Here is a 13,951-nt window from a genome sequence, read left to right as displayed (position 1 = left end):
AAAAGCCGCATCAACATTCAATTTATCTGGTAATAGGATTCCCATTCCGCCCATCGCAGGATGGCAGGGTCTCACCACTTGACAGCGGCGGATACTTTACGAACCGCCCTTCACCCTCACTCGTTATGCAAAAAACAACGAAATACGCATCAACCGAGCGAGAGGCACTGTTTAGTCTAAAAGCGTAGGTCTTACCTGCTTTCAGCTGTAGGGGCTTCTTGCCTGCCGTTACCTTTTCAAGGATGTAACCCTCTGGCACTGCCCCATATGCGAAACACTCACCAGGCTTAAGCACCACTGGCGCAGCTTGTTCTTTGAGCACCACTTGCCAAGCATCGACATCTTTCGCGTAACTGTCGTACAGCGTGGCCCACCCCACCGCAAAAGGCGCTGTTTCACCCTTGGGCAGGCATACGGCGGGCACACCATTTATCGATGCTAGATCTGCATATTTAACAGACCCGAGAGGCGTAGCATTAACTGCCTGCAAGGGCACGCAACAACACAGCATTGCCAGTAGAATTCTGATAGACATAGCCACCCCTACCTTGGAAGGTTAGACTTATCGAATGGGTCCCTGAGCAAGCGCTCTACAGTACCCGCAAGCAGCGCTGGATCTTTACTGGAATTAGCAGGATTCCAAACGCCTTTGGGGTTACCTTCGATACAAATCATGTAGTAATCCGAAACAATCTCTCCCTGTTGCTCCATATTGTAATCCGACAAGTCTCCATCCTTAGTAAGGCTGTATTGGTACGCTATATCGCCTTTACTAGTAACCGTCAGACCATGCCACTTTACTGAATAGCCCAGCTGGTACTGCCAGACATGTGTCATCTCATGAATGAAAAGCGCCTTGTCTTGAGGGTATGGCGTTGACGAATAATCATCCCTGTAATAGCCCGTTTTTTCCGGAAAGTACATCTCACCATTTGGCGTCACTGCCGTATTCTGTAACCCCAGGAACAGCCACCAGCCTTTATGATGAATTTTAACCTTTGAATAATCGACCGCATCTTTGAACACCGTGCCAGCCATGGCAATTTCACCAACGGTCAGCGGGCACTTCTTGCCTTTGGGTAAAGGAATGTCCCTGGTAGAATTGCCGAAATCCAGGTTTGTAGTAGAAATATCACTGGAGCTCAGATCAATCTCCAAGGGGTCTTCTGCCATTCGGGCAGGGCAACAGCCCCCCTCAATAGACTCAGGCGGGTACAGCATTACTGTCTTGATCTGGGTTGGTACGTCAGTTTCGAAACGCTGGGTACAACCCTGCGCATCGGTCACACCGTCGAAACAGCGACCATCTGCCAGCACGACCCGGTATTTCAGGTTGCTTGCAAGTTGCCCGCCATCACTGCTCAAGCGAAATTTTTCGTCATAGCCTGCGAATGACTCGGGAAACTCAACTTTCAGGTCACCCGGCACCAGCGTATGAACGCTTATTGTCCTGCCTTCTTTATCGGTCGCCCCTTTGAACAATGCCCCAGACGCCGTGGTAACCTGGTAGCGGGTATGGGGCAAAGGCGCACCAGATTCGTCCTTGAGTACATAAGTACCCGAATAACCGGTCGGCATCTGCTCTGCGACAGTGGTAAGGCTTTCACTGTCCAGCTTGTCCACATGAGCGGCTTTCAGGTATATGTTGCCAGGCGCCCCGAGTTCGATCTCGCCACCGCTCAACCGTATGTAGGCACCACCACAACTGAGCACCAGCGCCTGCTGGGCATGGATCTCTACGTTCCCTTGCAGGCTTTCGAGCTTCATGTCGGTTTTTGCCAGGGCATGCAGATCGCTTTTTTGGGCCTGGACTTGAATGCGGCCATGGGCAGCCATCATCTGCAAGTCACCCTCCTGCGCAAGCACGCTTATGCCTGCCTCAGCAGTGGCTGTAATTTCCCGCCCTGCGCAGAGATCAACATTATGGCCAGCCATAATGCCAACGCTCTCGCCCCCCGATGACACGCATATAGGCTCAGGGCTGACTATTGCTATGCCTGCGGGTGCATGCATCACAACGCCTGGCTGCGCCAGCCCTGTCAGGGCATCCACTAAACGATCCTGGCTGTCGGAATCGTTCGGTGTAGCGTTGGCGTTAGTTGCAGCTTGTGCCAGTGATTGGGCCAGCGAAAGTGCGCTGCGCAGTTGATCGATGGCTTCAGTCATCGTCAACTGAGTACCCAGTGCCTGCTCCTGTTTGTCGGCACTGATGAACAACCCTTTGCCCGCCCGAATCGCTCCCCAATCATCGGTTCGCAGTTCGAAGCCTTCACCACGCTTGTACTTTTCTACATCCACCAGGTGCCCAAGGTTCAGCTGGCTCTTGCCACTGTGCTCGGTGCTGAGCTTGATGTGCTCCTGCCCACGCGTATCGTCCATGCGCAACTTGTTGTTTGCAGGCGTGCGCAGCACGTTACGTTTGTAGTTGCGCAGCGTGACGTGGTCGGGGTGCTGGCTATCGTGCAGGGCATGCGCGATGTAGGGGCGGTCGGGGTCGCCTTGTTCGAACGCCACCGCCACTTCAGTGCCGCAGATCAGCGGCAGGTGCAGGCCATGGGTGTCGCCGGCGTATGGTCGCGCCAGCCGCAACCAGGCACTCTCCTCACCCGCGCTCCATGTGTCCCGGTCGAACAGGAAGTTCACCCGGTAGCGCCCCTCCATGTCGATATGGCCATAGGGGTCGTTCTTGCGGTTGCTGGTGACCCGCGCCGGCACCGTGCCAGCAATCTGCGGTTTTTTCCGCAAGGGCGGTCGAAAACACACCAGCTCTGAGTAGGGTATCGCCTCGAATGTGACTTCCAGGCTGCGGTCGCGTGCCGCCTCGACGGTCACATGGGTCATGACGACCCCAGGTTCGAAGACCTGCGGCGCGCCATCCGTGACCGTCACTACTTGCCCTGGTGCAAGTGTCACGCTGCTGCTGATGCCGCTGCAGCGGGTCTGGCCGTTGAGGAAGCGTTCATGGTTCAGGCGCGCATAGAAGTAACCGCTTTCGCTGAGCAGCTCTTCATCCCGGTCAATGGCGTCACCCAGCGCGGTATAGGGTTCGCCATAGTGGTAACCCTCGCCATAGGTACCCGCCGCGCCCCGGCTGTGATCAACCTTCCCCTCCAGAAAAGCCGTAGCATCGCGGTGGTGATAGGCGCGAACGTTGATGTGCTGCTCCACCACCTCATGGCTGACCTGTAGTGCCCAGACGCCATCCTGCCCGCTGCTGGCCAGGCCCGACAACGGCCGATGCGGCAGGCTGATGTCGAACTGATAATGGCGTTGGTGATCGTGAAACTTGACAACGTCGATGAACAGCTTGTCGTTTTGGCTAAAGCGATACCAGATACCGACTTCTGCCAACAAACGGCTGATGAAAGCCAGATCGCTTTCACCGTATTGCATGACCTGTTCACGCCTGGGGTATTCGCGGAGCAGGTCGAACAGGAAGTAATGCGCTTCGAATTGGTGGCGATTGCGCAAGATGCTTTCGACGATTTCCGGTACCGACTGATGCTGGTAGATCCGGTACTGTTTGCCACGGCTGAGCAGTGCCAAGCGCGCTTGCAGGGTTACCTCATAACGGGCTTCATCCCTGGAGCTGGAGACGCGTTTGAAGCCGGTGATCACCCCATGCAGCGTGCGTGATGCGGCCTGCGATATCACATATTGCTGCGCCAGCCCTGACGACCCCATCTGAAAACTGGCGTCCTTGCCAAGGACCCTGGCAGCATCGATGTCCTGCGTCGTAGAGGTGAAGGCCACCGTGTACGTGAACGGCTGGCTCAGCCATTCCTCGCCTTTGAACGACAGTACATCAAGCTCGACGGCGTCCAGTTCATCGATTTCAAGCATGTAGTGGTTGTGGGTCACCATCATCAAGCCCTCTCGGTAGCCAGCAACGCTGCGTCGTGTTCATCGGAAAAGCTCAAACTGATACCGCTGTGCTCGCAGTACCCGAGCGTCACCGTTTGAGCTGGCTGCCCCAGGGCCTGGCGCTGCAGTAGCTGTTGGCTGAGTACCGGCAGGATCTGCTGGTTCAACAAGCTGTCGATGTTGCGGGCGCCGGTATCAGGCAACAGGCAGGCGGCGACCAAGGCTTCGTATAGCGCGTCGTCCACCGCGCACTGCAAGCCGTAATGACGCAGCAAACGCCTGGCAACCTGGTCGAGCTTGATCGCGACAATGCGCTTGAGCGCGCCGGCTTCCAGTGGGCGGAAGATCAATGTCTGGAAGCGCGCCAGCAGTGCTGGCTGGAAGTGCGCGCGTAACACCGGGCGTAACAGCTCATGGAGTGCAGCGTCTTCCGTGGCTGGTTGCTGCTCGATGCAACTTTGCAGCAGGTCGCTGCCGAGGTTGGAGGTCATCAGGATGACCGTATTGCGAAAATCGATCTCCCGCCCTTCGCCATCGCGCATGACGCCGCGATCGAACACCTGGTAGAACAGGTTGAGCACATCACGGTGGGCCTTCTCGACCTCATCCAGCAGCACAACGCTGTAGGGGCGCTGGCGAACAGCCTCGGTGAGTACGCCGCCCTGGCCGTAACCAACATAACCAGGCGGTGACCCTTTCAGTTGGCTGACGGTATGCGCCTCCTGGTACTCGGACATGTTGAGGGTGATAAGCGACTTTTCTCCACCGAACAGGCTGCTGGCCAGGGCATGCGCGGTTTCCGTCTTGCCGATGCCACTGGTGCCTACCAGCAGGAAGACGCCCATCGGCGCGTTGTCGTTGGTCAACCCTGTTCGGGCGGCACGCAGCCGCTGTGCGAGTGCGAGCAGGGCCGGTTCCTGGCCGACAACGCGTTCGGCCAGTTGATCTTCCAGGTTCAACAAGCTGGCGTGTTCGTCCTTGAGCAAGCTACCAAGGGGAACGCCCGTCCAGTCAGCGATCACCTCGGCCACACTGCGGGCACACACGTCGAGCGACAGGAGCGGCCGACTCCCCTGTACGTAGCTCAGTTCTTGTTGCAGCTGCGCGCAGGCCGCCGTATCGACCTGCTCGGCTTGGCGGGCATCGAGTAACTGGTGGGTAAGATCGAGTTCTTGTTGGTACTGCAACTCCAGCGCGGCCTGCTGGCGCTCCAGTTGAACCAGCTGGGCGTTGATTTTCGTCAAACGAGGCTCAATCACCTTGCCGGTAAGCTGTGCATCGTCTTCCAGCGCACTTCGTTCTACAGTGAGGGCGGTCTTTTGCGACTTGAGGTGGACCAGCGCCTGGGGTTCGCAATCCAGGCTCATGCGAACGCGGGCGCAGGCGGTATCTATCAGGTCTACCGCTTTGTCCGGCAGGCGGCGGCCCGTCAGAAAACGCCGGGCCAGGCTGACAGCCGCCTGCACGGCGGCGTCTTGCACATGCACACCGTGGTAGGTGGCGTAACGCGCTTTGAGCCCGCGCAACATCAAACAGGCATTGGCATCATCCGGTTCATCCACCTTGATCATCTGGAAGCGCCGCTCCAGCGCGGCATCACGCTCGAAGTACTGCTTGTATTCGCTCCAGGTGGTGGCAGCTATGGTTCGCAACTCGCCACGGGCCAGGGCGGGCTTCAGCAGGTTCGCGGCATCAGCGCCGCCCGCCTGGTTGCCAGCGCCGATCAAGGTGTGTGCTTCATCGATGAACAGAAGGATGGGTGTTTCAGATTGCTGGACGGCATCGATCACGTTCTTGAGCCGCTGTTCGAACTCGCCCTTGACGCCAGCCCCCGCCTGTAGCAGGCCGAGGTCGAGCGTGCGGATGCTCACCGGTTTCAGGCTGTCAGGCACATCACCGCTGACGATGCGCAACGCAAGCCCCTCGACCAGGGCGGTTTTGCCGACACCGGGATCACCTACCAGAATGGGGTTGTTCTTGCGGCGGCGGCTCAGTACATCGATCACCTGGCGGATTTCATCGTCCCGACCAAACACTGGGTCGATCTGCCCCGCAGCCGCTTTGGCGGTTACATCATGACTGAACTGGTCGAGGATCGCTGGCTGCGCCACGTCGCCATCTGTGGCGGTTGCAGGCTGAGCCGTCCGCCCCGCTGCCGATTTGAACAACGTAGCCTGTAGCGGCGGGCTTTCTTCCGACTCGAATTCAAGCAGCGCCTCCACCTGTTGCAGTTGCGTTGGGCCTACCCCCAACAGTGGCCAAGCGGCTGCGCATTTGAGTAAGTCTGGGCTCTCAACCAAAGCCGCCAACAAATGCACGGAGCGCAATTGTTCACAGTCCCTATCCAGCGATGCCAAAAGCCAGGCACTACCAATCAGTTGCTGCACTTCAGCACTCAATTTTGGTTTGTTGGAAACGCTGCGCGGTAACGTATCGAAGTGTTCGAGCATTCCTTGCCACATGGCATCCACATCCCAGCCATAGCGGCGAGCGATGACCACCAGGTCACCTTCCCCTTGCTCGAACAACTTCAACAACCAGTGTTCAATATTGATATGACTGTGCCCACGTGTCTGACACAAAGACGCCGCCGCGGTAAGTGCCTGAGTGCAATAAGTGTTGAGACGGCGGAGCAAACGAGCAGGATCTTGTGCCATACAGGGCGTCCTTGTTTTCAATGATCAACGTAACATTGTCAATGCGATGTATCAGAAACCGAGGTGTACTTGGCTGAACGCCCGCGCACGGGCGCTCAACCCAATACACTGGGGGCCGTCAGCAATTACAGACCGATGGCCATGTTCTATCAGGCGGTCGCACGCTCATTCCAGGAATCCGAATTGGTGATATTTCCATCCTTATAGGTCCAGATAATCTTCTCGTAGCGAAGCTCGATCAGTTCCAGATGGTTGTGCTTTTCTTTTGCCGGGTCTTTTACGTCGTGCATCTTGGGTGAAACTTTCACGACCTTGACGTTTTCCAGCTTGGTATTGAAGTATTCAACCTCCTGACCAGCATCATTGATCTTGTACCATTTGAACTCGGCCTCCTTGAGTGTCTGGCCGGTGGTTACGGCCTTATAGAGATAAGGAGAGGACGCATCGATTTCTTTTGTAAAAACAAAAGGTGTATGGATACGTGTACCCGTCAACTTGCCAGTGTTGTTATCTGTAGGGATATACAGATCATGGTCTTGGCCGACCACTTCAATACTGCCCTCGCGGTCTTTGACATCTACCGAGCCTTTGATGTCGGCACCGCCATCGTTTTTCAGCCACAGGTAAACAGGAATAGCCATTCAGAAAATCCTCTTTCAAGTGTTGGAGGTCGCGAAATGCGACAGGGGTTGCAGGCCTGAGGCCGCAGTCGAGGACTGGCAGGCCCCCGCCTCCGGCACCAGACGGATCTCGACGCGGCGATTGGCCGACCGTCCTTGTTCCGTGTCATTGCTCGCAACGGGCTGGCTCGCCCCCAGGCCTTGCACGGCAAAGCAATCGCTGGGGATGTCACCCATGTGTTGAATCCAGTCGTGAACCGCCGCCGCACGTGCGCGTGACAAACGCAGGTTGTGTGCGTCGTTGCCCGTGGCGTCCGTGTGCCCGGTGATCACGATCAGCCAGCCTGGCTGGGCCTTGATCCCCGCCAACGCGGTGACCAGCAGCTTGGTCGACTCCGGTTTGAGCTGGGCACTGCCACTGCTGAAAAGCGAGAGGCTGTCCAATCGAACCATTCGAGGTCTACCGGGCGAAGCCTGAGGTATCGTCGGGATGCTGTGACCGTTGATGGCTGCCAGCAGGGACGGGCGAAGTTTTTCGCCCTGGTACAAACCAAGGCCCAGGGACAAGGGCGCCCCTTGGCGGTAATAGGTATCCAGCCGTTGTGCATCCTGGTGAAGCACGGCCAACGCGTTCTCGCGCTGCTGCACCTTGCCCGGCTCAGCGCCCACCGCCGCCGCGCTGTAGCGCCGCAAGTCATCGGTGACCTGGCGCACCAGCAGTGTGTTTTGCCACGCCGAACTGACCAGCGCGATGCATGCCACCAGCACGAACAACCAGATCCTCATCAGCAGCACTCTGTGCCGCCTGCCGTATCGGGCACTGCCGGGCAACAAATGAAGCAGTGGGTCCGGGAATGGCAGTGATGCTTCAGCGTCGTTCGCTCCAGCGCCACTGAATCTGAGCCCGGTCCGCGCGCGCAACCAGCGGTGCCAGAGGCTGTTTTCCCGACACTGGCCAAACCCCGGTACCAGCACAAGCGCAAGCGCAGTAAGCTCTGCCCCTTCAGGCACGCACACGTCGCTCAACCAACCCGCAGCAGCATTCACCTGCACCGTGGCTCGCAGTCGAGCAGCCTGGGTATCAGCCGCTGGGTCTCTTCGCTGCCATTCGGCCAGGCTCATGCATGCACCTGGCTCACGCACCTGAGGGCTGTGCTCACCGGTCTCCCAACTGAACCACGGCGAAGCCTGCGTCGAACCGCGGAAATAGCCGGCAGTCAACAACGGCAGATGCGTACCGCGTTTTCGTAACATCGCTATCAGGTCGCACACGCTGCGCACCTGGTGGGCCAGTTGAGCGGCATCTGCATGAGCATGGGGGTCCACGCACCACAGGATGCTGAGTTGTGCGTGCCACTCCGGCCTTTGCGACAGAAGGTCGGCTACCGTGAGGGGCAGTGTCTGCAGGTCTGGCACTCGCACATAGCAACCCTCCCCGGTTACCCGCAGCGCCCATTGCTCCGCAGGTACTGGCCCAAACAGATCAGCCAGGCAATCGCCTACGACCAGAACAACAGGATGGCGGTACGAGGCAGCAGGCAAGCTGACGTGAGTGTTCCACCTACACTGGCGCCGCTCACTGGCAACGCGCAGGCTTCGGCGCCACGCTGCCCACACTGCAATTGCGACAACCACGGCGCTCGTGAGCTGCCATTCAACCGCCAGCGGGAGCATGGTGATGAGCACTAAGGACAGCATTGCGGCCCATAGCCAAAGCCCTTGCTCCTGTCTCGTTAGCATCCCGCTCACCCCTGCACCGGCAACAGCACAGCCACGGCCTCGCCCAGCGTGTGGTCAAGCCCCCACCAGACACCTGCCAGCAGGCCAGCCGCGACCATCACGTGGACCAGAGGGGATTGCAGCCAACCCCACGTTGGGAGGTGTGAACTGCCCCTCACCTGGGTTACCAGTGACTCACTTGTATCAAGGGGTGGTACGTGTGCATCAATTGCAGCTAACAGCTGCTGTCGCTCTGGGTGATTGACATCGCGGTAACGCCCCAGAAAGCCCAGCATCAATACCCGCTGAAAAACCGTGAGCACGTGGGGATGTGCAGAGGCCTCACGCAGCACAGTGCGCATGTCTTCATAAAGCGATTCGCCCGCTTGATGGCTGCTGAAGAACCTGGCCTGCAAAGTCTCCTTTGCCCAATCCTCATGGGCTTTACCTGCTGCGCAAGCGAGCACTGTCTCATCCAGCAAGGCGCATTGCGCATGGCTGATGAGATCGATGCTACGGCGATCCATACCGTCCTCCCCAAGCGAGGTGCGGACATGCTCGACATCCGCCACACAACGCGGCCAGAGTTCCGGGCTACTGTGCGCGCCTGTACCATGTCGCAACTCGACCACCAACAAGTAGGTGTCCTGTAGCAAGGCGTCGATCTCCACCTTGTTTGCGCCGTTTTTTTTCTGTGCGGACCTCATGAGCGCAGCACCGCAAACAGTTCAAGGCTGGCGTCCTGAAACACGCTCGGCACATAGAGCGCGCACACGCCATTGGCCAACATGGCGCGCCCTTTCTCATGACTCAGGTCCAGTGCGAAATACTGGTTCTCCAAACGCAGCGGTATTGCCGCTGGCACATGGCTCAGGGGTTTCAAGGGAACGCCATCGAGTGCGGCATTGACCAGATGGTCCACATCATCAGGGCAGCCGATCTTGCACAACCGTGGGAACTGGCTTTGCACTTGTACGGCTGGCAACCGGCAGCGCACCGACAGGTAAAAGTCAGCCCCTTCGGGCTCAAGCAAACGAGGGTCGTTCAGGGCAACCTGCCAACGGTTGGCACTGCGTGCTTCAAGTACCAAAGCCAGCACACGTGACGGCAGGCTCGCTTCCAGCAATGTCGAGAGGGTACGCATTAGCGGTGGGAACACGGCCCCCGGGTCTGCATGCTGATAGGCCGGAATATCCTCGACGTGCTGGTCCAATGAAAACGTCAGCAGCGCGCCTGCACATTTAATCAACTGCTGGTACACCTGCTCCGGGTGACGAGCAGGGTGTGCTTTAAGGTCCGCCAACACCGGCTGGTAGGTATTCAGTGCATTGAGCAACCAGAACAACGTCACATCTGCGACAGCGAAATCCGCCATGCGCTGGTTGCTCTCCCGGCGCATGCCCATCAACCGCTCACGCTTGGCGGACAGCTGAGTCAGCAAGTTGTCCAACTGAAGTAACAATCCGGGGTGAGCATCAAACTTCAACAAGGGAGGAATGAAGGCCTGATCAAGCTCCCAACCACCCCGTCCATCCCGTGCCAGGCGGGTTACCGGGCAGGTGACGTAATCTGCATTGTCATCAACCTCCAGGCGCAAGCTCAGTGCGTGTTCGAGCACGCTGATGGATTGCGCTTCATCGGTGTAGTGATCCTGTACATCCCGCCACACCTGGCGGTATCTGACGGGGCGCTCAACTCTGCCACCCTCGAACAGGCAATTGTTGCCATTGGCCTGTTCCAGCGGCAAAGCGAGCACAACCGTCGCAGCCTGGCTGTCTTCAGGCAGCACCCGGGATAGCTCCAGGGCACTGGGAAGGCGATCCAATCGATCCGTGTCAATGAATGTTCCATCCGGCAAACACACTTGCAACCGCGTAGCCATGAGTTTGCCCAACTGCAGTGCATCCGCATCAAATGCAACTGCCCGAATACCCCACGGGTGAACCCATGCCAATGACGCAATTGTCTGATTGGTCCACGATTCAAAGTGCGCCTGCTGCTGAAACTGTTGCGCAGACAACACCAGGCCGGACGCCCACATAGGCCGGTCGATCTTCACGTGTAAAAACTCCTGAGTTCGCCGTTAAGCTTTAGCTTTGGGCATCTGCGAGACCAGTGACAGATTGATATCCATACCCTCAACCTGAAAATGTGGTACAGCAAACAACTTGACCCTGAAGAAGCCTGGGTTGTCATCAATGTCTTCGACGATCACCTTGCCTTCTCTGAGCGGGTGAGAGGCCTGCAAATCATCGCCCGGGTCTGTCATCTCGGTGACCAGGCCACTTAACCACCTGTTCAGCTCCAGCTCCAACAGGCGACGGTCCTTGGTCGTACCAATGTTTTCCCGCTGAATCAGTTTTAAATAATGGGCGATGCGAGAAAGCAGGAACACATAAGGCAACCGAGCGTTTATTCGGCTATTGGCGGTGGCCTCTGGCGTGTCATACAGCGCAGGCTTATGGGCTGAGTTGGCTGAGAAAAAGCACGCGTAATCGCGATTTTTATAGTAGGACAGTGGAATCAAACCCAGGTTGGCGAATTCAAACTCCCGCGTTTCTGGAATCATCACTTCCGAAGGGATTTTGACCTGACTGCCCGTACCCATGTCGTACAGATGGATCGGTAAGTCAGTGACAGCCCCACCCGACTGCGGCCCTCGAATCTGCACACACCAGCCATTGGCGATAAAACTCTTGACCATATTGGCCGCAAACGCGAACGTCGAGCTTACCCAGAGGTACTTACTGTGGTCCGGCCCCTTGACGCGCTCTTCGTAATTAAAAAGCCGTACCGGGTTCGTATCAGCACCATACGGTAACCGGCCCAGCGTACGCGGTGTTGTTCCACCCACGTAACGGGCATCATCGCTTTGGGTAAAGGCGTGCCACTTGATGTATTCCGCGCGGTCCATGTAGTTGCCAATGTCTTTGATCGCAGCAACCTCTTCCATGGTTGTCTTGCCAAAGAACGCCGGCCCTATCGAACACAAGAATGGCATATGGGCCGACGCCGCCACTTTTGAAATATTCCGCAACAGTGCAATGTCTTGCGCCCCACGGCCAAACTCGTAGTTTGACACCGCCGCTGCGATAGGCTCGCCACCTGGTGTGTCGTATTCCTGGGTATAGGTGTGCAGGTACATGCCGCTTTGAGAAATTTCGGGTGCGTCCTCAAAGTCCTGAGCCAGGTGCTCTTTGCTGATATCCAGCAGTTCGATCCGAACGTTCTGGCGGAAATCCGTCTGATCAACCAACGACTTCGCCCCACGCCAGATCGATTCGACCCGCTGAAAGTCCGGATGATGCATCACCTCGTCCAGCTGGCTGCTGATCTGGGCATCAATCGAGGCAATGTGCTCATCCAGCAAGGCCCTGTCCAGGCGCTCCACCTTCGGGGTGACCAGCTTGAGCCGCTCGAGAAAGACACTTACGGATGCAGTGACACGCTCATTGGCTGTGGCTTCAGACAGAACATCCACACTCTGGTAGGCGTCGATATCGCCCATTTGATCAAGGGGTTCGAGATTTATTTTTTCAAATAATGCGTGATACACATTTTGACTATCTTCCACCCGCACGGTGGCGCCGCGCGATTGCGCAGAGGATTGCTCTTCGGACATGTGTTGGTTTTCCGTATTTCGAGGTGAAGGTTTCTGGCGTTAGCCTTGAGGGGCAAGCGCAGCCAATTCCTTACGCAGTTCGTTACTCAGCGCCTCATCTTTCAGTATGCGTTCCAGTTCGGCACGGAACGACGCGTTGTCCAGAAGGTTGGCTTTCAACTCACGCAGCAGGTTTCGCATCGCCAGTAGTGCACGTAATTGCGGTATCTGCCGGGCGACCTGTTCGGGCTCGAAGTCCTTCATGCGCTGAAAGCTCAGCTCAACAGGGGTTTCGCCACCTTCGCTCGCGAGCGTATCCTCAACCACCAGCTTCAGGCTTGGGGAGAACTGCTCAAGCACGTTGTCAAAATTATTCTTGTTGATGTTGACCTTGCTCCGCTCGGACAGCGGACGCTGCTCTTTGCCGTTGCTATAGTCCCCCATCAGCATGAGCTTAAGCGGCAACTCGACCTTGCGCTGAGCTCCGCCCGTATGCAGATCAAGCTTGATGTTAACGCGTGCCTTGGGCACCTCATTCTGAAAACTGTTTGAAGCCATAAATCCTCCTGGAGGCAAGGAATCCCGAACCAGAACATGACCTTCGGCAACCTGCGCCGAGCAGGCTTGAGAGAGGTCTACCTGAGCCGGGCTTCCCGAACGCCTTGACTGACAGAGCACTCTGTAATGCACCGTCAAACGATGGCGGCTTTTTTTCACTTCCGCCACCCCTCTTGGAGAATCGAGAAACGTCCTACAAAAATACCCAACCGCAACATCCAGACACAGGAGCCTTCAGATCCCGACGATAGAAAATCAACCAAAATCCCGAGAAGAAGAACGAGGTGTTTAATCATGCCCGGTTAAAATGTCAGGAACTTCCTACGCCGACTGCAACACATTAAACAAAGCCAAGATGCGCCCTGCAGCGTTCGAAGAGGCACCTGTACAACGAAATCAGTTAATTAGACTTCAAAATATTTCTCCACTTGCTTTTTCAGCCAGGCACTCCTGACACTACCCTATCAACTGATGGAGCATGGCATGTCCCGACTTGAAGAGTTTAGAGCAATCGAACGGCTGATTGCCGTGAAAAAAACCCGACTGGCCCAGATCGAGAGCGACTCAAGGTTCAAACTTGACTATGAGTTTGAAGAAAAACTTCACGCCTTGCTGGCCGAATACCCGTTCGGCCTTGAGTACATAATTAAAATTGCCGTATGCGAGGGCGAGCTACCACTCGACATCTGCCAGCCTGGATGGCAACGGCCACGGCAGCACGCCTTCAGCCAGGGGCGCCCCATGAAATCCTACACAAACCCCCATACGCTCGAGGTAGTCGAAGCCAGAAGCAACAGGCACAAAACCCTGCAAATGTGGATTCAGCAGTATGGCCGCCCTGAAGTCGAAACCTGGGCAAGCCTTTGGCCTTGACGCCGCCGCAAAGCGCTTCGAACAACCCTGCCACTGAGCCGCACACACAAAATGGCGCA

General features: G+C 56.9%; 9 protein-coding genes. 1 reads left to right on the top strand and 8 read right to left on the bottom strand.

The genetic code is table 11. The annotated features are described in order from the left end of the window. Positions 1-543 precede the first annotated feature (543 nt). The 8 genes from ACIQUI_RS20695 to tssB form a co-directional block, all read right to left on the bottom strand. Positions 544-3,867, bottom strand: coding sequence for a type VI secretion system Vgr family protein (locus tag ACIQUI_RS20695; RefSeq protein WP_403202228.1), 3,324 nt, complete (start codon positions 3,865-3,867; stop codon positions 544-546). Then, positions 3,867-6,521, bottom strand: a complete 2,655-nt coding sequence (gene tssH / locus ACIQUI_RS20690; protein WP_403202225.1) for a type VI secretion system ATPase TssH — start codon at positions 6,519-6,521, stop codon at positions 3,867-3,869. Before tssH ends, ACIQUI_RS20695 begins: the two co-directional genes overlap by 1 nt. A gap of 149 nt (positions 6,522-6,670) precedes the next feature. Continuing rightward, positions 6,671-7,162 (bottom strand): Hcp family type VI secretion system effector, encoded by a 492-nt coding sequence (locus ACIQUI_RS20685; RefSeq protein ID WP_403202222.1) that lies wholly within the window; start codon positions 7,160-7,162, stop codon positions 6,671-6,673. Between the two features lie 15 nt (positions 7,163-7,177). After that, the gene (locus ACIQUI_RS20680; RefSeq protein WP_403202219.1) at positions 7,178-8,839 is read right to left on the bottom strand and encodes an OmpA family protein; all 1,662 of its coding nucleotides are present in this window, start codon (positions 8,837-8,839) and stop codon (positions 7,178-7,180) included. Positions 8,840-8,886: 47 nt separating this feature from the next. Beyond that, entirely contained in the window at positions 8,887-9,567 is a 681-nt protein-coding gene (tssL, locus tag ACIQUI_RS20675; protein ID WP_403202217.1) for a type VI secretion system protein TssL, short form, read from the bottom strand. After that, positions 9,564-10,919 carry a type VI secretion system baseplate subunit TssK gene (tssK, locus tag ACIQUI_RS20670; RefSeq protein WP_403202214.1) on the bottom strand — a complete coding sequence of 452 codons (1,356 nt, stop codon included), beginning with the start codon at positions 10,917-10,919 and terminating at the stop codon, positions 9,564-9,566. The genes tssL and tssK overlap by 4 nt, the downstream gene beginning before the upstream one ends. A gap of 24 nt (positions 10,920-10,943) precedes the next feature. Next, positions 10,944-12,482 (bottom strand): type VI secretion system contractile sheath large subunit, encoded by a 1,539-nt coding sequence (tssC, locus tag ACIQUI_RS20665; protein ID WP_403202211.1) that lies wholly within the window; start codon positions 12,480-12,482, stop codon positions 10,944-10,946. A gap of 39 nt (positions 12,483-12,521) precedes the next feature. Then, positions 12,522-13,019, bottom strand: coding sequence for a type VI secretion system contractile sheath small subunit (gene tssB / locus ACIQUI_RS20660; protein WP_403202208.1), 498 nt, complete (start codon positions 13,017-13,019; stop codon positions 12,522-12,524). Between the two features lie 483 nt (positions 13,020-13,502). Between tssB and ACIQUI_RS20655 the strand changes: the two genes are divergently transcribed. Continuing rightward, positions 13,503-13,892 carry a histone-like nucleoid-structuring protein, MvaT/MvaU family gene (locus ACIQUI_RS20655; RefSeq protein ID WP_403202205.1) on the top strand — a complete coding sequence of 130 codons (390 nt, stop codon included), beginning with the start codon at positions 13,503-13,505 and terminating at the stop codon, positions 13,890-13,892. Positions 13,893-13,951: the final 59 nt, after the last annotated feature.

Origin of the sequence: Pseudomonas sp. NPDC090592 (assembly GCF_044769185.1) — a bacterium.
In the GTDB taxonomy this organism is placed as follows: Bacteria; Pseudomonadota; Gammaproteobacteria; order Pseudomonadales; family Pseudomonadaceae; genus Aquipseudomonas.
This window is presented reverse-complemented; position numbering and strand designations above follow the sequence as displayed.

Excerpts from the sequence above, each read along its gene's own strand:
- tssL (WP_403202217.1), bottom strand. The coding sequence starts at position 9,567 with ATGAGGTCCGCACAGAAAAAAAACGGCGCAAACAAGGTGGAGATCGAC.
- tssC (WP_403202211.1), bottom strand. The coding sequence starts at position 12,482 with ATGTCCGAAGAGCAATCCTCTGCGCAATCGCGCGGCGCCACCGTGCGG.
- ACIQUI_RS20695 (WP_403202228.1), bottom strand. The coding sequence starts at position 3,867 with ATGATGGTGACCCACAACCACTACATGCTTGAAATCGATGAACTGGAC.
- tssB (WP_403202208.1), bottom strand. The coding sequence starts at position 13,019 with ATGGCTTCAAACAGTTTTCAGAATGAGGTGCCCAAGGCACGCGTTAAC.
- ACIQUI_RS20685 (WP_403202222.1), bottom strand. The coding sequence starts at position 7,162 with ATGGCTATTCCTGTTTACCTGTGGCTGAAAAACGATGGCGGTGCCGAC.
- tssH (WP_403202225.1), bottom strand. The coding sequence starts at position 6,521 with ATGGCACAAGATCCTGCTCGTTTGCTCCGCCGTCTCAACACTTATTGC.
- ACIQUI_RS20655 (WP_403202205.1), top strand. The coding sequence starts at position 13,503 with ATGTCCCGACTTGAAGAGTTTAGAGCAATCGAACGGCTGATTGCCGTG.
- ACIQUI_RS20680 (WP_403202219.1), bottom strand. The coding sequence starts at position 8,839 with ATGCTGTCCTTAGTGCTCATCACCATGCTCCCGCTGGCGGTTGAATGG.